Source organism: Epibacterium sp. ABV4_022 (genome assembly GCF_056159345.1).
Window position 1 is genome coordinate 3,220,526 of record NZ_JBSWVA010000001.1, and the last position, 22,991, is coordinate 3,243,516.

General features: G+C 63.0%; 20 protein-coding genes. 13 read left to right on the top strand and 7 right to left on the bottom strand.

Going from position 1 to position 22,991, the window contains the following annotated elements; translation table 11 throughout:
• Positions 1-21 precede the first annotated feature (21 nt).
• From ACXAF5_RS15265 to galU, 7 genes are all read left to right on the top strand, one after another.
• Positions 22-1,332, top strand: a complete 1,311-nt coding sequence (locus ACXAF5_RS15265) for an ABC transporter substrate-binding protein (RefSeq protein ID WP_239322766.1) — start codon at positions 22-24, stop codon at positions 1,330-1,332.
• A 105-nt stretch (positions 1,333-1,437) separates the two neighbouring features.
• Complete coding sequence (locus tag ACXAF5_RS15270) at positions 1,438-2,304, top strand: carbohydrate ABC transporter permease (protein ID WP_474947244.1); 867 nt, start codon at positions 1,438-1,440, stop codon at positions 2,302-2,304.
• Between the two features lie 15 nt (positions 2,305-2,319).
• Complete coding sequence (locus ACXAF5_RS15275; protein WP_009176252.1) at positions 2,320-3,150, top strand: carbohydrate ABC transporter permease; 831 nt, start codon at positions 2,320-2,322, stop codon at positions 3,148-3,150.
• A gap of 12 nt (positions 3,151-3,162) precedes the next feature.
• Entirely contained in the window at positions 3,163-4,170 is a 1,008-nt protein-coding gene (locus tag ACXAF5_RS15280; RefSeq protein WP_474947245.1) for an ABC transporter ATP-binding protein, read from the top strand.
• Positions 4,167-4,937 (top strand): L-iditol 2-dehydrogenase, encoded by a 771-nt coding sequence (locus ACXAF5_RS15285; RefSeq protein WP_239367373.1) that lies wholly within the window; start codon positions 4,167-4,169, stop codon positions 4,935-4,937. The genes ACXAF5_RS15280 and ACXAF5_RS15285 overlap by 4 nt, the downstream gene beginning before the upstream one ends.
• Positions 4,937-6,412, top strand: a complete 1,476-nt coding sequence (locus ACXAF5_RS15290) for a mannitol dehydrogenase family protein (protein WP_474947246.1) — start codon at positions 4,937-4,939, stop codon at positions 6,410-6,412. Before ACXAF5_RS15285 ends, ACXAF5_RS15290 begins: the two co-directional genes overlap by 1 nt.
• A gap of 183 nt (positions 6,413-6,595) precedes the next feature.
• Positions 6,596-7,489 carry a UTP--glucose-1-phosphate uridylyltransferase GalU gene (gene galU, locus ACXAF5_RS15295; protein ID WP_239322761.1) on the top strand — a complete coding sequence of 298 codons (894 nt, stop codon included), beginning with the start codon at positions 6,596-6,598 and terminating at the stop codon, positions 7,487-7,489.
• Between the two features lie 58 nt (positions 7,490-7,547).
• On the opposite strand, the gene ACXAF5_RS15300 is transcribed toward galU, so the two are convergent.
• From ACXAF5_RS15300 to ACXAF5_RS15315, 4 genes are all read right to left on the bottom strand, one after another.
• On the bottom strand, positions 7,548-7,955 hold the full coding sequence (locus ACXAF5_RS15300) for a hypothetical protein (RefSeq protein ID WP_474947247.1): 408 nt from the start codon (positions 7,953-7,955) through the stop codon (positions 7,548-7,550).
• Between the two features lie 171 nt (positions 7,956-8,126).
• The gene (locus tag ACXAF5_RS15305; protein ID WP_474947248.1) at positions 8,127-9,584 is read right to left on the bottom strand and encodes an alkaline phosphatase D family protein; all 1,458 of its coding nucleotides are present in this window, start codon (positions 9,582-9,584) and stop codon (positions 8,127-8,129) included.
• A gap of 397 nt (positions 9,585-9,981) precedes the next feature.
• The gene (locus tag ACXAF5_RS15310; RefSeq protein WP_474947249.1) at positions 9,982-10,680 is read right to left on the bottom strand and encodes a fumarylacetoacetate hydrolase family protein; all 699 of its coding nucleotides are present in this window, start codon (positions 10,678-10,680) and stop codon (positions 9,982-9,984) included.
• Positions 10,681-10,747: 67 nt separating this feature from the next.
• Positions 10,748-11,653: a GlxA family transcriptional regulator gene (locus ACXAF5_RS15315; RefSeq protein WP_474947250.1), complete on the bottom strand. Its 906-nt coding sequence runs from the start codon at positions 11,651-11,653 to the stop codon at positions 10,748-10,750.
• A 152-nt stretch (positions 11,654-11,805) separates the two neighbouring features.
• Between ACXAF5_RS15315 and ACXAF5_RS15320 the strand changes: the two genes are divergently transcribed.
• The 4 genes from ACXAF5_RS15320 to ACXAF5_RS15335 are packed head-to-tail and all read left to right on the top strand — an operon-like array spanning position 11,806 to position 16,933.
• Complete coding sequence (locus ACXAF5_RS15320) at positions 11,806-13,056, top strand: sarcosine oxidase subunit beta family protein (protein WP_474947251.1); 1,251 nt, start codon at positions 11,806-11,808, stop codon at positions 13,054-13,056.
• Between the two features lie 34 nt (positions 13,057-13,090).
• Positions 13,091-13,378: a sarcosine oxidase subunit delta gene (locus ACXAF5_RS15325; protein ID WP_239322755.1), complete on the top strand. Its 288-nt coding sequence runs from the start codon at positions 13,091-13,093 to the stop codon at positions 13,376-13,378.
• Positions 13,375-16,341, top strand: a complete 2,967-nt coding sequence (locus ACXAF5_RS15330) for a sarcosine oxidase subunit alpha family protein (RefSeq protein WP_474947252.1) — start codon at positions 13,375-13,377, stop codon at positions 16,339-16,341. Before ACXAF5_RS15325 ends, ACXAF5_RS15330 begins: the two co-directional genes overlap by 4 nt.
• Entirely contained in the window at positions 16,334-16,933 is a 600-nt protein-coding gene (locus ACXAF5_RS15335; RefSeq protein WP_474947253.1) for a sarcosine oxidase subunit gamma, read from the top strand. Before ACXAF5_RS15330 ends, ACXAF5_RS15335 begins: the two co-directional genes overlap by 8 nt.
• A gap of 123 nt (positions 16,934-17,056) precedes the next feature.
• On the opposite strand, the gene ACXAF5_RS15340 is transcribed toward ACXAF5_RS15335, so the two are convergent.
• Positions 17,057-18,724, bottom strand: coding sequence for a BCCT family transporter (locus ACXAF5_RS15340; RefSeq protein ID WP_474947254.1), 1,668 nt, complete (start codon positions 18,722-18,724; stop codon positions 17,057-17,059).
• 504 nt (positions 18,725-19,228) lie between these two features.
• Here ACXAF5_RS15340 and ACXAF5_RS15345 point away from each other — a divergent pair.
• Positions 19,229-20,008: an HAD-IIB family hydrolase gene (locus ACXAF5_RS15345; protein ID WP_474947255.1), complete on the top strand. Its 780-nt coding sequence runs from the start codon at positions 19,229-19,231 to the stop codon at positions 20,006-20,008.
• Entirely contained in the window at positions 20,001-21,227 is a 1,227-nt protein-coding gene (locus ACXAF5_RS15350; RefSeq protein WP_239322750.1) for a glycosyltransferase family protein, read from the top strand. The genes ACXAF5_RS15345 and ACXAF5_RS15350 overlap by 8 nt, the downstream gene beginning before the upstream one ends.
• Before the next feature lie 26 nt (positions 21,228-21,253).
• Here ACXAF5_RS15350 and ACXAF5_RS15355 read toward each other — a convergent pair whose 3' ends face one another.
• Positions 21,254-21,748, bottom strand: a complete 495-nt coding sequence (locus tag ACXAF5_RS15355) for a GNAT family N-acetyltransferase (RefSeq protein WP_474947256.1) — start codon at positions 21,746-21,748, stop codon at positions 21,254-21,256.
• Positions 21,749-21,908: 160 nt separating this feature from the next.
• Positions 21,909-22,913 carry a type I glyceraldehyde-3-phosphate dehydrogenase gene (gene gap / locus ACXAF5_RS15360; RefSeq protein ID WP_474947257.1) on the bottom strand — a complete coding sequence of 335 codons (1,005 nt, stop codon included), beginning with the start codon at positions 22,911-22,913 and terminating at the stop codon, positions 21,909-21,911.
• Positions 22,914-22,991: the final 78 nt, after the last annotated feature.

Here is a 22,991-nt window from a genome sequence, read left to right on the forward strand (position 1 = left end):
CAGACACTAGGGAGGAAACGGATGTACCTGAGAAACGCACTTTGTGCGGCATCTGCACTTGCAGTCATGGCGGCTGGCGCCGTTCAGGCCGAAACCACGGTGACCATTGCCACCGTCAACAACGGCGACATGATCCGCATGCAGGGTCTGGCTGACGATTTCACCGCACAACACCCCGATATCAAACTGGAATGGGTCACGCTTGAGGAAAACGTGCTCCGTCAACGTGTCACCCAGGACATCGCCTCCAAGGGCGGTCAGTTCGACGTGATGACCATCGGCACCTATGAGGTTCCGATCTGGGCCAAGAATGACTGGCTGGTCTCGCTCAACGACATGCCATCGGACTGGGACGCCGACGACATCCTGCCCGCGATCCGCGGTGGTCTGACCGTTGACGGCGAGCTGTATGCCGCACCGTTCTACGGCGAAAGCTCCATGGTGATGTACCGCACCGACCTGATGGAAAAAGCGGGCCTCGAGATGCCCGAAGCCCCGACGTGGGAGTTCATCAGGGAAGCCGCCGCCGGGATGACCGACGAGGCCGAAGGCATCTACGGCATCTGCCTGCGCGGCAAGGCCGGCTGGGGCGAGAACATGGCCTTCCTGACCGCCATGTCCAACTCCTTTGGCGCCAAGTGGTTCGACGAGAACTGGACCCCGCAGTTCGACTCCGAGCCGTGGAAGGCCACCCTCGACTTCTACATGGACCTGATGACGAACTACGGCCCTCCGGGCGCGTCCACCAACGGGTTCAACGAAAACCTGTCGCTGTTCCAGCAGGGCAAATGCGGCATGTGGATCGACGCCACCGTGGCGGCATCCTTTGTGACCAACCCCAACGACTCCACCGTGGCCGACAAGGTCGGTTTTGCACTGGCACCGGACAACGGCCTGGGCAAACGCGGCAACTGGCTCTGGGCGTGGACGCTGGCGGTCCCGGCTGGGTCCGACGCCACCGATGAGGCCAAGACCTTTATCGAATGGGCCACCTCCAAGGGCTACACCGAGCTGGTCGCCTCCAAGGAAGGCTGGGCCAACGTGCCTCCGGGCACCCGCACCTCGCTCTATGAGAACCAGAAATATCTCGACGCAGCACCCTTTGCCGAGATGACCCTGAACTCGATCAACGCCGCTGACCCGACCAACCCCTCTGTGGACCCGGTCCCCTATACCGGCGTGCAATTTGTGGCGATCCCGGAGTTTGCGGGCATCGGCACGCAGGTCGGTCAGGAATTCTCGGCAGCGCTGGCCGGTCAGCAAACCGTGGATGAGGCGCTTGAAAAAGCACAGGCCCTCACCACCGACGAAATGGAAGCCGCAGGCTACTAACGTCACTCCTCCTCGGCCAGGGCTTTCGCACCCCGCGAACCCTGGCCCTTTTTTTCTCTATCGCAGTCTTCGGACGGGTGCCGCCTGTCTGATGAGGAGTCCCCCATGGCAACCCAGCATTCCCGCTCTGCCGCGCGCATCATGATGGCCCCGGCCGTCATCCTGCTGCTCGGCTGGATGCTCGTTCCGCTGACAATGACCCTTGTTTTTTCCTTCAAGAAGTATCTCCCCCTGCGGGGCGGCGATCTGGGTTGGGTCGGCTTTGACAATTACGTTCGTTTTGTCTCGTCCTCTGCCTTCTGGCCCAGCGTTCAGGCCACGCTTGTGATCGTCGGCGGTGTTCTGGCCATCACCGTCATCTTTGGCGTGTTGCTGGCGCTGCTTCTGGACCAGCCGATGTGGGGCCAAGGGATCGTGCGGATCCTTGTAATTGCACCCTTTTTCGTGATGCCAACCGTGTCGGCACTGGTCTGGAAAAACATGTTCATGGACCCCGTGAACGGGCTCTTTGCGCATCTTTGGACATTCTTCGGCGCGGAGCCGATCTCCTGGCTCTCCGAGGCGTCGATGCAGTCGATCATCCTGATCGTCAGCTGGCAGTGGCTGCCCTTTGCGACCCTGATCCTGCTGACCGCGATCCAGTCGCTCGACAGCGAGCAGCTGGAAGCGGCAGAGATGGATGGCGCCAGCCCCCTCGCCCGCTTTGGCTATATCATCCTGCCCCACCTTGGCCGGGCGATCACCGTTGTGGTTCTGATCCAGACGATCTTCCTGTTGTCGATCTTTGCCGAGATCTTCGTGACCACCCAAGGCTCCTTTGGCACCCGCACCCTGACCTATCTGATCTTCCAGCGTGTCCTGGAAAGCCAGAACGTCGGCCTCGGCTCTGCCGGCGGTGTCTATGCCATCATCCTTGCCAATATCGTTGCCGCATTCCTGATGCGCATCGTCGGCAAGAACCTCGACGCGTAAGGGAGGACCATTGATATGGCACGTTCCGTGACCCAACAACGCAAGGCGATCAACACCGTCGCCGCATGGGCGGTTGGTCTTTTGATCTTCTTCCCGATCCTCTGGACCATCCTGACCTCCTTCAAGACCGAGGCGCAGGCGATCAACGACCCGCCGCTGTTCTTCTTCTTTGACTGGACGCTGGAAAACTACGCCGTGGTGCAGGAGCGCTCCGACTACATGCGCTTTTTGTGGAATTCGATCGCGATTGCGGGCGGTTCCACCGTTCTGGGCATCATCATCGCGATCCCGGCGGCGTGGTCGATGGCCTTTGTGCCCTCCAAACGCACCAAGGATATCCTGCTGTGGATGCTCTCGACCAAGATGCTGCCTGCGGTGGGTGTGCTCTACCCGATCTATCTGATCTTCATCCGCCTTGGGATGCTCGACAGCCGCACCGGCCTCATCATCGTGCTGATGCTGTGCAACCTGCCGATCATCGTCTGGATGCTCTACACCTATTTCAAGGAAATCCCCGGCGAAATCCTCGAAGCGGCGCGGATGGATGGCGCCGGCCTCAAAGAAGAAATCCTCTATGTGCTGACGCCGATGGCGATCCCGGGCATCGCCTCCACGCTGCTCTTGAACATCATCCTCGCGTGGAACGAGGCCTTCTGGACGCTGAACCTGACGGCCGCCAAAGCCGCGCCTCTTACGGCCTTTATCGCCAGCTACTCCAGCCCCGAGGGCCTGTTTTACGCAAAACTCAGCGCGGCCTCCACCATGGCCATCGCGCCGATCCTGATCCTTGGCTGGTTCAGCCAGAAACAACTTGTGCGCGGCCTGACCTTTGGCGCTGTGAAATAAGGACGACGAATTATGGGACGTATTACACTCGACAAAGTCACCAAGAGCTTTGGTGCAACAGAGGTCATCCCGCCGCTGGACCTGACCATCGAAGACGGCGAATTCACAGTTTTCGTCGGCCCCTCGGGCTGCGGTAAATCCACGCTCCTGCGGCTGATTGCAGGGCTTGAGGATGTGACTTCCGGCCAGATCCGCATCGACGGTCAGGATGCCACCATGACGCCGCCCGCCAAACGCGGCCTTGCCATGGTGTTTCAATCCTATGCGCTCTATCCGCATATGTCGGTGCGCAAGAACATCGCCTTTCCGATGAAAATGGCAGGCATCGACGAAGCGGAACAGAACCGCCGGATCGAGTCCGCGGCCAAGGCGCTGAACCTCACCGATTATCTGGAACGCAAACCCGGTCAGCTTTCGGGCGGTCAGCGCCAGCGCGTCGCCATTGGCCGCGCCATTGTGCGCGAACCTGCGGCCTTCCTGTTTGACGAGCCGCTTTCCAACCTCGATGCGGCACTGCGTGTCGGCATGCGGCTGGAGATCTCCGAACTGCACGAGCGCCTGAAGACCACCATGATCTACGTGACCCACGATCAGGTGGAGGCGATGACGATGGCCGACAAGATCGTGGTGCTGCGTGCCGGGCATATCGAACAGGTCGGCAGCCCGCTGGAGCTTTATCACAGCCCGCGCAACCTCTTTGTCGCAGGCTTCATCGGCTCGCCCAAGATGAACTTCATCACCGGTCCCGAGGCGGCGAAACACGATGCCGACACCATCGGCGTGCGTCCCGAACATATCTCCATCAGCGATGGGGACGGGCCCTGGTCCGGTGTGGTCTCGGTGTCCGAGCACCTGGGATCGGACACGTTCTTTCACATCCACGACACGGGCCTGGCCGAAACCATCACCGTGCGCGCCGATGGCGAAGTCGGCTTTCGCCATGGTGACCGGGTCAGCCTGACCCCGCGCAGTGACGTGATCCACCGTTTCGACGCCCAGGGTCTGAGGATCGCGCAATGAGGCTGAATGGCAAGAAAGCCCTGATCACCGGCGCGGCGCGTGGCATCGGTCGCGCCTTTGCCGAGGCCTACCTCCGCGAAGGCGCCGAGGTCGCCATTGCCGATATCGACACCGCGCGTGCCCGCGAGACAGCCGCCGAGCTTGGCGACAAGGCCGTTGCGGTGGAGCTTGACGTGACCCGGCAGGAGAGCATCGACGCCTGTATCGCGCAGACGACGGAGGCGCTGGGGCGCATCGACATTCTGGTCAACAACGCGGCGATTTTCACCGCTGCCCCCCTGATCGAGATCACCCGCGCGGATTTTGCCCGCACCTTCGACATCAATGTGTCCGGCACGCTGTTCATGATGAAGGCGGTGGCGAAGCACATGATCGCCCGCGGTGGCGGCGGCAAGATCATCAATATGGCCAGCCAGGCCGGGCGCCGGGGCGAGCCGCTGGTGGCGGTCTATTGCGCCTCCAAGGCGGCGATCATCAGCCTGACGCAATCGGCGGGGCTGAACCTGATCCAGCACGGCATCAACGTGAACGCTATCGCCCCCGGCGTGGTGGACGGCGAACACTGGGACGGCGTCGATGCCTTTTTTGCCAAATATGAAAACAAGGCCCCCGGTCAGAAGAAACAAGAGGTCGGCGCCGCCGTTCCCTTCGGCCGCATGGGCACCGCAGACGATCTGACCGGCATGGCCATCTTTCTGGCCAGCCAGGACGCCGATTACGTGGTGGCCCAGACCTATAATGTCGACGGTGGGAACTGGATGAGCTGATGAACGCCCTGTCTCTTTCGAATGCAACGCTGGCCTCCCTCCCCGAGGCCATCGCCCGCCCCACCTACGACCGCACGGCCCTGACACCCGGTATCGTCCACATCGGGCTCGGCAATTTTCACCGCGCCCATCAGAGCTGGTATCTGCATCGGCTCATGCAGCAGGGGGCGGCCCATGACTGGGCGATCCTGGGTGCCGGCGTGCGCCCCTATGATGCGAACATGCGCGACCGTCTTCTGGCGCAGGACTGCCTGACCACGCTGATCGAACTGTCGCCCGACGCCACCTCGGCAGAGGTTGTGGGCTCGATGATCGACTACCTGCCGATCGAGGAGGGCAACGGCGCGCTGATCGCCGCCATGGCCCGGCCCGAGATCCGCATTGTCGCCCTGACGGTGACCGAAGGCGGCTATTATCAGGAGCCCGACGCCGGGGGCTTTGATCATGGCCACGCGGACATCCAGCATGACATCGCCAACCCGGCCACGCCGCGCACCGCCTTTGGTGCGATCGTCGCTGCGCTTGGCCACCGTCGCGCTGCGGGCCACGGCCCCTTCACCGTGCAGAGCTGCGACAACCTGCAAGGCAACGGGGACATCACCCGTCAGACCGTGCTTGGCCTTGCCCGCGTGATCGACGCCGACCTGGCCGACTGGATCGACGCGCAGTGCAGCTTTCCCAATTCCATGGTCGATTGCATCGTGCCGGCGACCGGCCCGGCCGAAATCGCCCGCGCTGCTGCGATGGGTGTTGCCGACAGGGCGCCGGTCACGCATGAGCCCTACCGCCAGTGGGTGATCGAGGATGATTTCTGCGCGGGCCGCCCCGATTGGGATGCGGTGGGCGCGACCTTCACCGATGCGGTGCACGCCTATGAAACCATGAAGATCCGCATTCTGAACGCAGGCCATCAGGTCATCGCCAATGCGGGCGAACTGCTGTCCTGTGCAACCATTGCGGACTGTATGAGGGATCCCGACATCGCCGCGCTTTTTCACAAGGTCCAGTCCGAGGAAATCGCCCCCTATGTGCATCCGGTGCCGGAGATCACGCCGACGGATTACGTAACCCTGATTGCTGCGCGGTTTTCCAATGCCGCAATCCACGACACCACCCGCCGGGTGGCGTTTGACGGATCGTCGCGCCACACCGGATTTATCCTGCCGGTGCTGCGTGATGCGCTCGATGCCGGTGGTTCGATCAGCGGGATCGCCTTGGTCGAGGCGCTGTGGGCGCGCATGTGCGCCGGCACCCGTGAAGACGGCAGCGACATTTCGCCCAATGATCCGCGGTGGGAGACGCTCGCCCTGAACGCTCAGGCCGCGCGCCAGGATCCTCGGGCGTGGCTGGCACAGCCCGGGCTCTACGGGGACCTGTCGCGGAATGACCGGTTCGCGGCCTGCTTTGCCGATTGGCTCCGGATGATCTGGGACCAGGGCACGCGCGACGCATTGCAGCATTACACTGCCCGTTAATTCATCATCTACACCCAGTTCTTTTGTATAGGCGGCTCACCCTTTGAGCCGCCTGCAATCTTTTGCCAGAGTGTTTGGAAGATCGGGATTTGCCACTATGCTGGTGGGAAGGGCCACGGTCTTGGACCAGAGGCGCACGAGGCAATTGCAGCGGCTGCATAAGAACATTGGTGGAGTGATTGAATGCGTAGAAAAGTAACCAAAGCCATTTTTCCGGTTGCGGGTCTCGGGACCCGGTTTCTGCCGGCCACCAAATCCGTTCCCAAGGAGATCATGACCCTGGTCGACCGGCCCCTGGTGCAATACGCCATCGACGAGGCGCGCGCGGCGGGGATCAAGGAATTCATCTTTGTCACCTCGCGCGGCAAGGGCGCGCTGGAGGATTACTTTGACCATGCGCCGGTGCTGGAGCAGGAGCTGCGCAAAAAGGGCAAGGACGAGCTGCTCTCGGTGTTGAAGAACACCAATATGGAGTCCGGCGCGATCGCCTATATCCGCCAGCATCAGGCGCTTGGTCTGGGGCACGCCGTATGGTGCGCGCGCCGGTTGATCGGTAATGAACCCTTTGCGGTCATGCTGCCCGACGATGTGATCGCGGCGGACAAACCCTGCCTGCAACAGATGGTCGAAGCCTATGAGGAAACCGGCGGCAATATGGTGGCGGCGATGGAAGTCGCGCCCGAGAAGACCTCCTCTTACGGTGTGCTCGATGTGAAAGAGGACATGGGCAAAGTGGTTTCGGCCAACGGGATGGTCGAAAAACCAAAGGCAGAGGATGCGCCCTCGAATCTCGCGGTGATCGGCCGGTATATCCTGTCCCCTTCGGTGATGAGAAACCTCCAACAGAAGAAGAAAGGCGCGGGCGGCGAGATCCAGCTGACCGACGCGATCGCCCAGGACATCGGCCAGGGTGAACCCGTCTATGGCTATCGCTTTGACGGCAAACGGTTCGATTGCGGCTCCAAGGCCGGGTTCCTGCGTGCGACGGTCGCCTTTGCCCTTGCCCGAGAGGATTTGCGCGACGATCTGATGGCCTATGTCAATCAGATCGCGCTGAACGCAAATGCGGCAGAGTAATTCCCCTGCGCCGGCCTGCGCTGGACTGGATGCCGGATAGACATAGCGCGCGCCCGCTCTAGCAGGTTGGGCGATCACGGCTCTCCAGCAGCCCGAGGTCACTGAGTGATTTCTGCGCTGGTTGCGCTTTTGACAGGTGATCGAGGCCCTGCCCCAAACCGCTCAAGCGTGGATCCGCAAGCATCAGGCAGGTCTGACGCAGACGCCCGGTCTCGTCACAGACCGCCTGACACCGCCAGCTCATCGACGTGCGCCGCAGTTGTTCTTGAACAGGGATGCGGAGCGGCGTGCGGATTTGCGCAGACTGCCGCAGCAACGGGCTGTCCCCCGACAGGCTGTCGGGCAGATGTGCCTCTCCCGGGGACAACAGCAGAAGGCTGGTGCACAGTATCGCAGCCCCCTTGAGGCACCATGCCGGGCCAGTCGCCCGTTGCAGCGTGATCGCAGTCCTGTTGTGCTGTGTCATCTCATGCCGCCGGTCCACTCGATCTGCGCATGGACAAGGCATCCCCGACGCCCCATCCACGCACAGTTTTCTTTCCACTCCGCCACCCCGGCGTTGCAGACAGAAGACCCCAGGAGCGTTAATCTTCGCCTTAACGAAAGCCGGGAGCGCAAGGAAAAGTTCAGACAAATTTCACAAAGGTGAAGAGGATCCGGCGCGGCCTGCTCCTTCGGCCAGCGCCATCGGCGCGGTACTGCCGCTGTCCTCCAGATGCCAGATGGCGCTCCAGGTTCCATTTTCGCGCTTCATTTCCAGGTAGTTCCGCTCTGCCGCGTAGCGATGCTTCTGCCCCGGCAGCGGGTGGATACGGATCGGATGGCCAGGAACCGGCGCGTCCCCCAGCCCCGCCAGCGTGCCCAATCCGCGCGCATAGGCTTGCGGCGGGGCCCGGTGGGCAATGCCGGAGGCCACAAGCTGTTGCACCGGCGCCTCCCGGGCCTGCATTTCGGCCCGCGTGGCCAGATGGATCTCGCCGGATACCACCGTCACCGGGCTGGTTTCATGCCATTTCAGAACCTGCTTCAGCATTCGAACCCATTCATCGCGGTGGGCCCGGCTCTGCCATTGATCGCGCAGGTCATCTTCGTATTTCTGCATCGTGGGGATCATCAGCATGAAACGTTCCACCAATGACAGGCGAGGCCCCAACAGCGGTACGCTGGAAATCAGGAACGTGTGTTCTGTCCCCGGCTGCATGGCTTCGGTGGCGGACCAGCCATAGGCCCCCATCACCTGACGCCGCCCGCGTTCTGCACGCAGATCGGGGGCCAGGAACTGCACCCCGGGCAAGGCGCGCTGCCAGGACAGGGAGGTGCCGGTCTTGTCCAGGAACAGATCCGGGATGTCCGCCTCCACCGCCGCATGCTGGAACAGCAGATACATCTCGCGGGCAACCCGGTAGAGGCATTGACCGACCTCGGAATGGGTCTTGCGACGATAGAGCGAGCCCCAGCCATCGCAGATGTCATGATCGTCCCAGATCGCAAGCGTCGGCACCCGCGCCATGATCCAGCTGGGGGCCGCGCCGAACAGGGCCTGCACATAGCGCGCGGCAAAGCGTCCACGCAGGTGATCGGCCAGATCCTCGAGCTCCTCTGCATTCCGGGGGCGCGGCACCTGATCCGGCCAGGCATCACTCAGAGGGTGGCCCTGTGTGGCCTCGTCGGCATAGATCTGGTCGCCGCCCTGCAACAACAGCGCAAAGGGAGCGCGTCGGTGCTCCTCGCACATATGCGCCCACATCTTGTTGCGCTCCTCCTGATCGCGGTCGAGATCGCCCTCTTCCTCGCCATTGCAGGAGGCGAAGGCGATCCGCAGGTCACCGTCGACCCTGGTCTGGACCGGGTAGGTCTCGCCGTCGAACTGATAGCCGCCCGCCTCCTGAGAAAGGGTGAAATCGTAGCGCCAGATCACATTCTCGCCGACCTGCCGCAGTCGAAGAGGATCATGCGCGCGCCCGTCGGCGAGCAGAGGACCGGGCTGCTCCCCCGCCGGCAGAAGAACCATCGCGGCCAGGCGCAAACCGCCCTGCTCCAACCCGCGATAATAGAGAATGGGCCCCAGACGCGCCGCATCAAATTCTGAAGTCATTTGCCCCTCATTTCCAGTCCGTCCGCCGCATTGGCCCCGATCAGACATAGGTTGTTTGTCGCCCCAAAAGAACCCGTGAAGACCGAGGTCCTGTCAAATACGGCAAGACCTGAGGATTTTGCCCGACAGGTGACCAACCCGGCCCCGGAGGACCCTGCGCGATCTCGTGCCATGGACAGAATGCCGTTGCTCCGCCGGTGGGGTGCAAGCTTAACGCTGAGGTCGCGGTTCTGTTCCGCATGCGTCGGAAAGAACGACCCCGTGTTGCGCCGGCAGACCCTGGACAAGCCGGAGAGCCAGGGCGGACGACCCGTCGCCAGGGTGCGGTGTTTCGGATGCTGACGCATCCGACCAGCGCGGGGGCGCGGCCTGACGGCCGCGCCCCCGCTGACAGGTTTCAGACCACCTCGACACGCAGGGGGGCCAGAGGAGGGCAGGACAGGTCCATCACGTCACCGCGCTGCACCGGCCCGACCCCGGCAGGTGTGCCGGTCAGGATCACATCCCCTGCCGCAAGCCGGTAATAGCGCGAGAGATGGGCGATGATCTCCGGGATCTTCCAGATCATCTGGTTGAGATTGCCCTGCTGCCGCAGGTCTCCGTTCACCGTCAGGCGCAAGTCCCCCTCGTGCGGGTGGCCGATCTCTGTGGCCGGCGAGAGCGGCGCCACCGGCGCTGCGTGTTCAAAGGATTTGCCGATCTCCCAGGGACGACCCGCAGCCTTGGCCTGCCCCTGTAGGTCGCGCCGCGTCATATCGAGCGCGAGCCCGTAGCCCCAGACATGCTCCAGCGCTTCTGCCTCGGCGATGTCCTGACCGCCCTGGCCCAGGGCCACGAGAAGCTCCGCCTCGTGGTGCACCTCCGCACTCATCACCGGGTAGGGAAATTCACCGGACGCATCGAGACTGTCCGGCGCTTTTTGAAAGAAGAACGGCGGCGCGCGCTCCGGGTCATGCCCCATTTCGACCGCGTGGGCGGCGTAGTTGCGGCCGATGCAATAGACGCGCCGCACCGGAAACAGCGCCTGCGACCCGAGGATGGGCAAGGCCGCTTGTGGCGGGGGCGATACAACATACGCGGGATGGGCGGCGGGCATGGGCAGTCCTTTCCTGATCATCAGAGACAGGGATAGCCATTTCGCGCCGCAGCGCCAAGTGGCCCGGTCACCCACGCGCCTCGGTACGGCGGACGCGCGGGCTGTGGCCGAAATGCGCGCCAAAGCTCTTGGCGAAATGCGCCTGGCTGACAAACCCCGTTGCCAATGCCACTTCCGACACCGGCAGGCGCGTCTGGCGCAGTAGGTCGTCGGCTTTTTCCAACCGTTGCACCAGATAGTGTCGCATCACGCTCTGGCCGATGTCGGCAGAAAACTGTCGCGAAAGACTGCGGGGGCTGAGCCCCACCAGCTGGGCCAGTTGCTCCAGTGTCAGGGGGTCGGCCAGATGCGTCTCCATCAGCGCCAGGGCGGCTGCCACAGCCCGGTGCAGCCCCTCCGTCTGATCCGAACGTTGTGGTGCATCCGCGTCGCGAATGCCGGTGTGGATGTACCAATCGCTGACCCTGCGGGCCAGCGCCGCCCCATGATCCGAGCGGATCAACGCATGCATCAGGTCCAGTGGCGCTACGCCCCCCGCGCAGGTATAGCGATCCCGGTCAATGACGAAGAGCCGCCGTTCCATCAGGTAGTCCTCCGACAGCGCACGCAGGGCGTCGAAGTGCTCCCAATGCACGGTGAAGCGGCGATTTGCCATCACGCCCGCGCGGGCCAACAGCACCGCACCGCCCGAAATGCCACCCAGCGGCACCCCCGCCGCTTGTAGTCGCCGCAGCCACGCCAGCACCAAAGGGTCCAGCGTTGCAAACGGATCCCCGCCCGCGATCACAAACACAAGGTCAAGCGGCCCTCCAGCCACCATGGCCCCGCTGCTGATCGGCTCCGTGTCGAACCCAGCGCCGCAGGATGCACAGACCCGCCCCCCCTGTCGCGACAGGAACGTGAGGCGGTAGAGGTCCGTCCCGCTCAGGAGATTTGCAGCCCTGAACGGTTCAACCGCGGAGGCAGCCGACATCAGCGCAAACCCGTCGACGAGCAAAAAGCCATAGCGGCGGGATGTCTTTGGATTGTCCATATATGACAAAAATTCGACCGAATTGGAAAAGTCAACACCCTTAAAGACGCCTAGTGTCACGCAAAGCAGTTGCCAAGGACCCGAGACACCACATGCGATACTCCGCGCTCCGCATCGCCAAGGAAGCCCTGACCGGACACAAGGGCTGGACTCCCGCCTGGCGCGACCCAGACCCTCAGCCCGCCTATGATTACATCATCATCGGCGGCGGCGGGCATGGGCTCGCCACCGCTCATTACCTGTCCAAGGTCTATGGCAAGGCCCGTATTGCGGTGCTTGAAAAGGGATGGATCGGCGGCGGCAACGTGGGACGCAATACCACCATCATCCGCTCCAACTACCTGCTGCCCGGCAATGAGCCGTTTTATGAGTTCTCACTGAAACTCTGGGAGGGGCTGGAACAGGACCTGAACTATAACGCGATGGTCAGCCAGCGCGGCATCATGAACCTGATCCATACCGACAGCCAGCGCGACGCCTATCGCCGCCGCGGCAATGCGATGATCCTGCAAGGCTCGGATGCGGAACTGCTGGATGCGGAACAGGTCCGCAAAGAAGCGCCATTCTTGAACTTCGACAATGCGCGCTTCCCGATCAAGGGTGCGCTGGTGCATCGCCGTGGCGGCACCGTGCGTCACGATGCGGTGGCCTGGGGCTATGCCCGGTCGGCGGACAGCCACGGCGTCGACATTATCCAGAATTGCGAGGTCACCGGCTTTGACATCGCACAGGGCCGCATCAAAGGGGTCGAGACCTCGCGCGGCTATATCGGTGCCACAAAGGTGGGCGTGGCGGTGGCGGGCAATTCCTCCAAGGTCATGGCGATGGCCGGGATGCGTCTGCCGATCGAGAGCCACGTGTTGCAGGCCTTTGTCTCTGAAGGGCTGAAACCGGTGATCCCCGGCGTCATCACCTTTGGGGCCGGGCATTTCTACGTCAGCCAGTCCGACAAGGGCGGTCTGGTCTTTGGCGGCGATATCGACGGCTACAATTCCTACGCCCAGCGCGGCAACTTGCCGGTGGTCGAGGATGTGGCCGAAGGCGGCATGGCGCTGATGCCGATGATCGGGCGCGCGCGTCTTTTGCGCATGTGGGGCGGCATCATGGATATGTCGATGGATGGCTCGCCCTTCATCGACCGCACGCCTGTCGACGGGCTCTATTTCAACGGCGGCTGGTGTTATGGCGGCTTCAAGGCAACGCCCGCGTCGGGTCATGCCTTTGCCCATCTCCTTGCCACCGACCAGCCGCATGACACGGCGGCGGCCTATCGCCTCGACCGCACCCTGACCGGGCGCATGATCGACGAAAAAGGCGTCGGCGCCCAGCCGAACCTGCACTGACCCGAAACGCCCACAGACAAACCCGGACAGAACGATGATCATTCCCCACCCGCTCCTCGGCCCCCGCGACGCGCAAGAATTCACCTATTTGGGCGATGCAGGGCTTATCAACCGGCCCTATTGGCTGTCGGAGGACGCTGCACGCGCCTTTCACGATTATCTCTACTTGCGCGACAACCCTGCCGGGCAGCACCGCGAATTGTGGTTCCATGAACAAGGCGACCGCTCATGGCTGGTGGTGACGCGCGACACCACCACGCATGAAATCCTGAAGGTGGAGCTTGCCCGCGATGTGGCTCTGGCCCGGAGGGGCGCGGCATGAGCCAGATCAACCGTCTCTCCGGCGGCCAGGTTGATCGCAGCCGGTCCCTGACGTTCACTTTCGACGGCAAATCTTACACGGGCCATCCCGGCGACACGCTGGCCTCGGCCCTGCTGGCCAATGGCGTGCGCCTGATGGGCCGCAGCTTCAAGTACCACCGCCCGCGCGGGCTGGTCTCGGCCGGGTCCGAAGAGCCCAACGCGCTGGTCGAGCTGCGCACCGGCGCGCGGCAGGAGCCCAACACCCGCGCCACCGTGGCGGAGTTGTACGACGGTTTGAGCGCGCAGAGCCAGAACCGCTGGCCGTCGCTCGCCTTTGATGCGCTTGGTGTGAACGATCTGTTCTCGAATGTCCTCACCGCCGGGTTCTACTACAAGACCTTCATGTGGCCCCGCGCCTTCTGGGAGAAATTCTACGAGCCGATCATCCGCCGCGCGGCGGGCCTCGGGTCGCTCTCGATGGAGGCGGATCCGGATGCCTATGACAAGGGGTTCCTGCATTGCGATCTGCTTGTCATCGGTGCTGGCCCCGCAGGTTTGGCCGCGGCGCTGACCGCCGGGCGCAATGGCGCGCAGGTGATCCTTGCGGATGAGGATTTCACCCTTGGCGGTCGCCTCAATGCCGAGGTCGAGGAGATCGACGGCACGCCCGCACATCTCTGGGCCGCAAATGCCGTCGCCGAACTGCAAACCCTGCCCAATGTGCGTCTCATGCATCGCACCACGGTGCTTGGCGCTTTTGACCACGGGACCTATGCGGCGCTGGAGCGCAACGCAGACCACGTCGCCGCGCCGGCGCCAGACATGCCGCGCCAGACGCTGTGGCGGATCTATGCGCGCCAGAGCCTCCTCTGTGCCGGGGCGACCGAACGCATGATCGCCTTTCAGAACAATGACCGCCCCGGCGTGATGATGGCTGGCGCGATGCGGGCCTATGCCAACCGCTGGGCGGTCACGGCGGGGCAGCAGGTGGCGGTTTTCACCAACACCGACAACGGTCACCGCACGGCACGCGATCTCGCCGCGCTGGGAGTGGACGTCGTCGGCGTGGTCGACAGTCGACCCAGCGCCACCGCGACCTCTGCGGCTCTGGGCGACTACCCGCTCTTTGCCGGGGCGCAGGTGGTGGACGCCAAGGGCAAGCTTGGCCTCACCGGCGTTACGATCCGCCGCGCAGACGGCAGCACCCGGACCCTGCCCTGTCAGGCGCTTGGTGTCTCCGGCGGCTGGAACCCCAATGTCTCTCTCACCTGCCACCAGCGTGGCCGCCCGGTCTGGAACGACCAGATCGCAAGCTTCGTGCCCGGCGCGCAGCTGCCGCAGGGGATGCGTGTGGCGGGCGCCGCAGCGGGTCTGTTCTCCACTGCGCAGGCCTTGCACTCCGGCATCGACGCCGCGCGTGCAGCGCTCGAGGCTCTCGACCTCAAGACCACCCCGCTCCCCTGCCCGCGCGCCGAAGATGGCGCCTATGACATCGCCCCCCTCTGGTATGTGGGCGAAGGCAAGGGCCGCAAATGGCTCGATTTCCAGAACGACGTCACCGTCAAGGATGTGAAGCTCGCCCATCAGGAGGGCTTCCGCTCGGTGGAGCATCTCAAGCGCTACACCACCCTTGGCATGGCCACCGATCAGGGCAAGACCTCCAACCTCGGCGGGCTTGCGGTGATGGCAGAGGCCACCGGCCAGAGCATCGCCGAAACCGGCACCACCATGTTCCGCCCGCCCTATACCCCCGTCGCGATGGGCACGCTGGCCGGGCGGGCTGCGGGCAAGGATTTCAAACCGACCCGCCTCACCCCCTCGCACCACTGGGCCGAGGAACAGGGTGCGGTCTTTGTCGAGGCCGGCCTGTGGCTGCGCGCGCAGTATTTCCCCCGCCAGGGCGAGACCCACTGGCGCCAGACGGTCGACCGCGAGGCCCTTGCCGTGCGCAGATCCGTCGGCGTCTGCGACGTCACCACACTGGGCAAGATCGATGTGCAGGGCAAGGACGCGGCGGCCTTCCTGAACCTTGTCTACGCCAATGGATTTGCCAAGCTGCCGATCGGCAAATGCCGCTACGGGGTGATGCTGCGCGAGGACGGGATCGCCATGGACGACGGCACCGCCGCGCGCCTGGCCGAGGATCACTTCGTCGTCACCACCACCACCGCCAATGCCGGTCCGGTCTACCGCCACATGGAGTTCGTCCGCCAATGCCTGGTGCCGGAGATGGACGTGCAGCTGATCTCCACCACCGACGCCTGGGCGCAATATGCGGTGGCGGGGCCCAATGCCCGGAAGCTGTTGCAAAAACTCGTCGATCCCGGTCATGACATCAGCAACGACGCCTTCCCCTTTATGGGCTGCGGCGAGATCACCATCTGCGGTGGCCTGCGCGCACGTCTGTTCCGGATCTCCTTTTCCGGCGAGCTGGCCTATGAGATCGCCGTGCCGACCCGCTATGGCGATGCGCTGATGCGCGAGTTGATGACGGAGGGCGCTGAACTCGACGTCACCCCCTATGGCACCGAAGCCCTCGGCGTGCTCCGGATCGAGAAAGGTCACGCCACCGCCAATGAGCTGAACGGCCAGACCTCGGCCGATCACCTCGGGATGGGGCGCATGGTGTCGACGAAGAAGGACTCCATCGGTGCGGTGCTGTCGCGGCGCGAGGGGCTGAACGCCCCCGAAGGCGTCCGGCTGATGGGGTTTGAGGCACTGGACGGAGAGACCACCCTGCCCGCGGGCAGCCACCTCTTTGCAACCACCGCAACCGCACAAGGGGCCAGCGAAGGCTGGTTGTCCTCCGCCGCTTATTCGCCACATCTGGGCAAATCCATCGCGCTTGGCTTCCTCGAACGCGGACAGGACCGCCTGGGCGAGGTCGTTACCGTCGCCAACCCGCTGCAAGGCCAGAGCCTGAAGGCCCGCGTGGTCAGCCCCCATTTCATCGATCCCGAAGGAGAGCGTCTGCGTGCCTGATCAAAGCCCCTCCCCCCGCCTCATCGCACGCACCGCATTTGGAGCCGACCATCCCTGCGTGGAGACCATCGGCCCCTGGACGCTGACCGAGTGTCCGAACCGCGCCATCGCCTCCGTCGCCGCGCGTCAGGGGCAGGAGGATGCAGTTGCCGCGACCCTCGCCACGCTTGCCTCCGGTCCTGTGGACCTCGGCACGCTTCGCAACGGTCCCTCTGTTGATGTGTTCGGAACAGCCCTTCAGCAATGGTTTGTCACCGCCGATCACACCGAACAGGAGCACCTCGCCCGGACGCTGGCGGACGACCTGGGCATGACCGCATCGGTGACAGAGCAGAATGATGGCTGGGTGGTCTTTACGCTCCAAGGTGACGGGGTGATCCGGGTGCTGGAGCGCTTGGTCATGACAGACCTCCAGGCCCTGAGCAACGGCAGCGCCCAGCGCCTGCTTCTGGAGCACATGAACGTCTTCCTGCTCTGCCGAGAGCAGGATCAGGCCTATGACATTCTTGTCCCGCGCTCTTTTGCGCTGTCGCTGCACCGCGCCCTGACCACAGCCATGCGCAGCACCGCTGCGCTGTCAACGATGTCCTGACCCGCTGCGATTCCGGTATTCCGAGCCGGCTTCCCCGGGACCAAAGCAAAATCGCCCGCCGGACAGCACGTCCGGCGGGCGATTTCAGTCTGACAACACCGAAACTGGTGTGGACCGCCGGGATTACTCTCCGGCGATCTCGTCCGCGGTCACGGGCAGGCCCGCGCGGCCACGGATGCTGTCATTGATGATCGCCTTGATGAGGGCAACGCCCATCAGCGCCATGACCACCGAGAACGGCAGTGCGCCAATCACCATGGCCGTCTGGATGGCCCCGAGGCCGCCCACGATCAGCAGCGCCCCGACCACCAGGGCCAGCGCCGCACCCCAGAAGATGATATGCGGACGTGCCTTTGGCCCTTCGTCACCGGCTGCGTTGATGGTGTTGATGATCAGCACCGCCGAGTCGGCCGAGGTCACCAGATAGGTCAGCAGCAGAACCGCAACCACGACGGAGAACACCCAGGCCAGACCATCGCTCAGCAACACCGCGAGGGTCGCATACAGTTGATCCGACAGGCCGGTTCCCAGAATTGCATTCTGCGCGACGCCGGACAGTTCCAGATCGATGGCGGTGCCGCCGACCAGTGCGAACCAGACGAAACACATCACCGATGGCACCAGCATGGCGCCAAAGACATACTCGCGAATGGTACGTCCCCGCGAAATCCGCGCCAGAAACAGGCCAACAAAGGGGGCAAATGCAATCCACCAGGCCCAGTAGAAGACGGTCCAGCCACCTTGCCAGCCTTCGAGCGCAGCCCCGACCTCGGTGCCATTGTCGCTCCAGACCGTGAACATCATGCTCGGGAGGGCCACGATATAGTCATAGATCCCCGTTGCCAGCGCATTCAGACCAAAGAACGTGGACCCGAACAGCAGGAAGAAGAACAGCAGAAAGAAGCTCAGCGCCATGTTGATATTGGAGAGCCACTTGATGCCTTTGCCGACACCGGACAGCGCGGACAGGGTCGAGGCCCCCATGATGACCACCAGCGACAGGATGACCGCCGCGACCGAAGCCTTTTGCGATCCGTCGGCGGCCGTCACCAGCAACCAGTCGCCAAGGCCGATACGGTTCAGACCGGCGACGAATTGTTCGACCCCATAGCCCAGCGTCTGCGACACCCCGAGGACCGTTGCGATCACCGCAACAACATCAACCGTGTGCCCGACATAGCCGGACAGGCGCCCGCCAAACAGCGGCGTCAGGGCGGAGCGGATGGTCAGCGGCAGACCGCGGCGATAGGCAAAGAACGCAAGCGCCAGCCCGGTCAACGCATAGGCCCCCCACGGGGACAGGCCCCAGTGCAGGAAGGACCATTTGTAGGCCGAGCGGACCGTCTCGGCGCTCGCTCCCTCGACCAGCCCCCGGATCACATCGGGGTTGTTCTGGAAGTGGTAGATCGGTTCGCCGGTGGCATAGGTCAGCACGCCGATCCCCATGCCCGCACCGAACATCATCGAGAACCAGGAAAAGGCCGAGAATTCGGGCTTTTCACCCTCGTTGCCCAGCCGCAGGTTGCCGGAACTGGGCCAGATGGCGAGCCCGAGGCAGACGATCACAAAAAAGGCGACGACGTAAATGTACCAGTAATTGAAGCTGGCAAGAATGAGAGTATTGAACCGCGACAACACGTCGGCGGCCTGGGTGGGAAAGGCAACGGCCCAGAGGATCAGCGCCGCGACGAGAATCTTGGCGGTGATGGTGACGTCTTTGGTGAACCCTTTGTAAAAACCGCTTTGTGCGGTTTTGATCTCGAGCTCCGTCAAAGGAGGTTTAAGAGACATAAAACTGACATTCCTCTCTGTTATTTTCTCGGCACATGAGGCAAGGAGTCGCATGCGCCGTTTGTGTTGCCACCGACCTGGGAAGCATGTGGTGGATTTGCGTAGCCTCCTGTTTCGCCACGTGAACCGCCAACGGCGATCCGACAGGAAATGACGGCAATACGTCACTGAATGTCGGCTTGTTTTCCGGAGAGGTCGCAATTCTGAAGGCCGCCGTCGCAAAGCAGATGCCACCCGCATTCGCCCCTCACGCGCGCTGCGCAAAGATGAGAATCCTCGCGCCCCGAAGACCTCTGTTGCGGGCTGTTGTTCCGGCGCGCCAATCCCTGCGCCGACCTGCCCGCGCAATTCGTGCTTGCCGCCTCACGCCGAAAGTCCTGCATAAAAAGCAGGCGCAATTCCGAAAACTGTGCGAATTAAAATAAAACCTGCATTAGCACTGATTGCCTGATCCGCGCTGCGACCTAAGCTCAGAACATGGCCCCTCTGACAAGGAGGCATGCAATGCGACGACTTCTGGTTTTCAGTGATCTGGATGGCAGCCTGCTGGATCACGACAGCTATGACTATACTCCGGCGCTGCCCGCCATCGCCGAGATCTACGCGCGCGGCGGGATACTGGTTCTTGCCAGTTCAAAGACCGCGGCAGAGATGCTGCCGCTTCATCATGATCTGGGCCTGGGCGATACGCCGATGATTGTCGAGAACGGCGCCGCCTGTGTCTCGCCCGAGGGCATTGGCAGCAAGACCGCCGATTATCGCGCCATTCGGCAGGTGCTGAGCACCCTGAACGCCCCGTTTCGCGGCTTTGGCGACATGAGTGTTGCCGAAGTCAGTGCCCAGACCGGCCTGTCCCATCTTCAGGCCGAGCGTGCCAAGGCCCGGCAATTCAGCGAACCCGGATTATGGCAGGGTGACGCCCATCAGCACGCCGCGTTTCTGGCCGCCCTGGCGCGGCACGGGATCAATGCCAGCCGGGGCGGGCGGTTCCTGACCCTGTCCTTTGGGGCGACCAAGGCCGATCAGATGATGAAACTGCGGCAGCGCTATCGCGGCTGTTTCACCATTGCGATCGGGGATGCACCCAATGATTTTGAAATGATCGCCGCGGCCGACCGAGGCGTGGTGATCCGCAACCCGCACAGCCCGGACCTGCCCCGGTTTCAACATGAACACCGCATTTTGCGCACAGAGCACTCCGGTCCCGACGGCTGGTACGCAGCGGTGATGCAACTTCTCTCAGACTGGGATCAGGAACAGAAAGGAACCGCCACGCATGGCTGACTTCCACCAGAACGGCAATATTGCCCAATTTCACGATCTGCGCTGCCGCCCGGTGGAAGAACTGGAATACGAACTGTCAACCTTTGCCCAGACCCGCAAGATCTCGTTGATCCTGCCCTGTCTGTATTCGGAGCTGGAAGGGCCAGCCCTGCGCCACATCCTGGATGAGCTGGCGCGGGTGCCGTATCTGCACCACATCGTGATCGGCCTCGACCGGGCCACAGAGGCGGAGTATCGCCACGCCCGGCAGTATTTTTCCTCGCTGCCGCAGAACCACAGGGTGCTCTGGAACGACAGCCCGCGGATGCGCGCGCTTGGTGCGCGGCTTGCCGAACAGGGGCTGGCACCGCCCGAACCTGGCAAGGGCAAGAATGTGTGGTCCTGCATCGGATACCTGCTGGCCCAGGCGGAAAGCTCTGTCGTGGCGATCCATGACTGCGATATCACCACCTATTCCAAGGAGATGCTGGCCCGCCTGGTCTATCCGGTGGCGCATCCGGCGTTCTCCTACCAGCTGTCCAAGGGGTTCTATGCCCGCGTCGGTGGCGGCAAGCTGAACGGTCGGGTGTCCCGCCTGTTGGTCTCGCCGCTGCTGATCGCGCTTAAGCGCACCATCGGGGATCGCGACTACATCGATTATCTGCGCAGCTTCCGCTATCCGCTCTCCGGCGAGATGGCCCTGCGGGCGCCGCTGTTGCCGGACCTGCGCATTCCTTCCGATTGGGGGCTGGAGATCGGCGTCTTGTCAGAGGCCTGGCGGAACCTCGGCCGCAAGGCCGTGTGCCAGGTGGAAATCGCCGACAACTACGATCACAAACACCAGTCCCTGAGCCCCGAGGATGCCTCTGCCGGTCTCAACCGTATGTCCACCGACATCTGCAAGGCCATTTTCCGCAAGCTCGCGGCGGACGGCACCGTGTTCACGCCCAATGTCTTTCGCACGCTCAAGGCGACCTACTATCGCTCGGCGCTGGACCTGCTGGAGGCCTATTCTCACGACGCGATCATGAACGGCCTGGAGATGGACCGCCATGGCGAGGAAAAGATGGTGGAGATGTTTGCCAACAACATCATGACCGCGGGGCAGGTCTTTCTCGAAAACCCGCACGAGACGCCCTTTATTCCCAACTGGAACCGCATCCATTCCGCCAACCCCAGCTTTCTCGGCGATCTGAAGGCGGCGGCGCTGGCGGATGAGGCCGAGTTTGTCCCGGAGTAACCGGGGGGCCGTGCGGAATGGGCGCTTCAGCTGCCAAAGGCCGCGTGATAGGCGACCTCGCCCGTTGGGTTCGGACCCTGCAAGGTGAGGGCCATGAAATAGTCGGCGGGGACATTCGGCAGCACCAAATCTGCGTGGCAGGCAAAGCCAAACCGGGTGTAATAGGCGGGATCCCCCAACAGAACGACACCCTTGGCCCCCAGCGCCGAAAGCCGGCTCAGACCGTCGCGGATCAACAGAGAGCCGATCCCCTGCCGCTGCCGATCCGGGGTGACCGAAATCGGCCCTAGGCTAAACCAGCCGCAGTTCGCGCCCTTGATCGTCACCGGAGAAAAGGCGACGTGACCGATCACCTCGTCCCGATCAACCGCGACCAGGGACAGGGACAATGCACCGGCGCTGCGCAAATCGGATATGATCCCGGGCTCCGTGCCGTCACTGTAGGGATGCCCGCTGAACGCAGCCACGGTAAGTGCGTGAATGGCGGCTTCATCCCCGCGTCTTTCTTCGCGTATGTTCATGGCTCCCCCTGCCCGGATCAACGCGGTCTCTGGCCTGATATCTCAGCAGAGACGCGCAGGGCATGTCCACAGTGTGCCGCGCCCACCCACAGAGCAGACAATAAAAAAGCCGCGGCTGATGCCGCGGCCTTTTGGTATCTCGTTTCAACTGCGCTGTGGCTCAGAGAAACTTGCCCATCGCACGACCGGTATCGATCATGCGGTTGGAGAAACCCCACTCGTTGTCATACCAGCTGACAACACGCACCAGCCCTTCCGAGGTGACTGCGGTCTGCGGTGCAGCAAAGATCGACGACCGGCGATCATGGTTGAAGTCGATCGAGACGAGCGGCTCGTCTTCGTATCCCAGAATGCCTTTCAGAGGGCCATCTGTCGCGGCCGCCTGGATCGCTGCATTGATCGACTCGACCGAAGCCGCCTTCTCCGGCTGGAAGGTCAGGTCCACAACCGAAACATTCGGTGTCGGCACCCGGATTGCAGACCCTTCGAGGCGGCCTTTCAGATGCGGCAACACTTCGGAGATCGCACGGGCCGCGCCGGTGGACGTCGGGATCATCGACAGCGCCGCAGCGCGGGCCCGGTACAAGTCCTTGTGGGTGGTGTCGTGAGTCGGCTGATCGCCGGTATAGGCATGAATGGTGGTCATGTAGCCGGTCTTGATGCCAAAGGCATCATCCAGAACCTTGGCCACAGGCGCCAGGCAGTTTGTGGTGCAGGAGGCATTGGACACGATCACGTCATCCGCGGTCAGGTCACCGTCGTTGACACCGAACACCACGGTCCGGTCGACTTCCTTACCGGGCGCGGAGATCAGCACCCGCTGCGCGCCGTTCTCCAGATGGCGGGCCGCAGCCTCGCGGGTGGTGAAGAGGCCGGTGCACTCATAGGCGATGTCCACATCGGACCAGGGCAGCTCTTCGGGATTGCGGATCGCGGTCAGGCGGATCTCGTGACGGCCCACTTTCATGGTATCGCCTTCGACAACCACATCCGCCCCAAGGCGGCCATGCACGCTGTCATATTTCAGCAGATGGACCTGGGTGGCCGGCGGGGCCAGGTCGTTGATGGCCACGACTTCCACATCCGTGGTGTCATTCTCCAGCAGGGCACGCAGCACGTTGCGGCCAATCCGGCCAAATCCATTGATCGCGATCTTAAGGGTCATTTGCCAATAACTCCGGTTCGGTTTCCGGGCACGGCACCCTGATGGTACCGCTATCACTCGCGGCAATCGTTATCGCTA

Coding starts and splice junctions, on each gene's coding strand:
- ACXAF5_RS15345 (WP_474947255.1), top strand. CDS start 19,229: ATGCGACGACTTCTGGTTTTCAGTGATCTGGATGGCAGCCTGCTGGAT.
- ACXAF5_RS15300 (WP_474947247.1), bottom strand. CDS start 7,955: ATGACACAGCACAACAGGACTGCGATCACGCTGCAACGGGCGACTGGC.
- ACXAF5_RS15270 (WP_474947244.1), top strand. CDS start 1,438: ATGGCAACCCAGCATTCCCGCTCTGCCGCGCGCATCATGATGGCCCCG.
- ACXAF5_RS15265 (WP_239322766.1), top strand. CDS start 22: ATGTACCTGAGAAACGCACTTTGTGCGGCATCTGCACTTGCAGTCATG.
- galU (WP_239322761.1), top strand. CDS start 6,596: ATGCGTAGAAAAGTAACCAAAGCCATTTTTCCGGTTGCGGGTCTCGGG.
- ACXAF5_RS15275 (WP_009176252.1), top strand. CDS start 2,320: ATGGCACGTTCCGTGACCCAACAACGCAAGGCGATCAACACCGTCGCC.
- ACXAF5_RS15290 (WP_474947246.1), top strand. CDS start 4,937: ATGAACGCCCTGTCTCTTTCGAATGCAACGCTGGCCTCCCTCCCCGAG.
- ACXAF5_RS15320 (WP_474947251.1), top strand. CDS start 11,806: ATGCGATACTCCGCGCTCCGCATCGCCAAGGAAGCCCTGACCGGACAC.
- ACXAF5_RS15285 (WP_239367373.1), top strand. CDS start 4,167: ATGAGGCTGAATGGCAAGAAAGCCCTGATCACCGGCGCGGCGCGTGGC.
- gap (WP_474947257.1), bottom strand. CDS start 22,913: ATGACCCTTAAGATCGCGATCAATGGATTTGGCCGGATTGGCCGCAAC.
- ACXAF5_RS15330 (WP_474947252.1), top strand. CDS start 13,375: ATGAGCCAGATCAACCGTCTCTCCGGCGGCCAGGTTGATCGCAGCCGG.
- ACXAF5_RS15350 (WP_239322750.1), top strand. CDS start 20,001: ATGGCTGACTTCCACCAGAACGGCAATATTGCCCAATTTCACGATCTG.
- ACXAF5_RS15325 (WP_239322755.1), top strand. CDS start 13,091: ATGATCATTCCCCACCCGCTCCTCGGCCCCCGCGACGCGCAAGAATTC.
- ACXAF5_RS15310 (WP_474947249.1), bottom strand. CDS start 10,680: ATGCCCGCCGCCCATCCCGCGTATGTTGTATCGCCCCCGCCACAAGCG.
- ACXAF5_RS15355 (WP_474947256.1), bottom strand. CDS start 21,748: ATGAACATACGCGAAGAAAGACGCGGGGATGAAGCCGCCATTCACGCA.
- ACXAF5_RS15305 (WP_474947248.1), bottom strand. CDS start 9,584: ATGACTTCAGAATTTGATGCGGCGCGTCTGGGGCCCATTCTCTATTAT.
- ACXAF5_RS15340 (WP_474947254.1), bottom strand. CDS start 18,724: ATGTCTCTTAAACCTCCTTTGACGGAGCTCGAGATCAAAACCGCACAA.
- ACXAF5_RS15280 (WP_474947245.1), top strand. CDS start 3,163: ATGGGACGTATTACACTCGACAAAGTCACCAAGAGCTTTGGTGCAACA.
- ACXAF5_RS15315 (WP_474947250.1), bottom strand. CDS start 11,653: ATGTCGGCTGCCTCCGCGGTTGAACCGTTCAGGGCTGCAAATCTCCTG.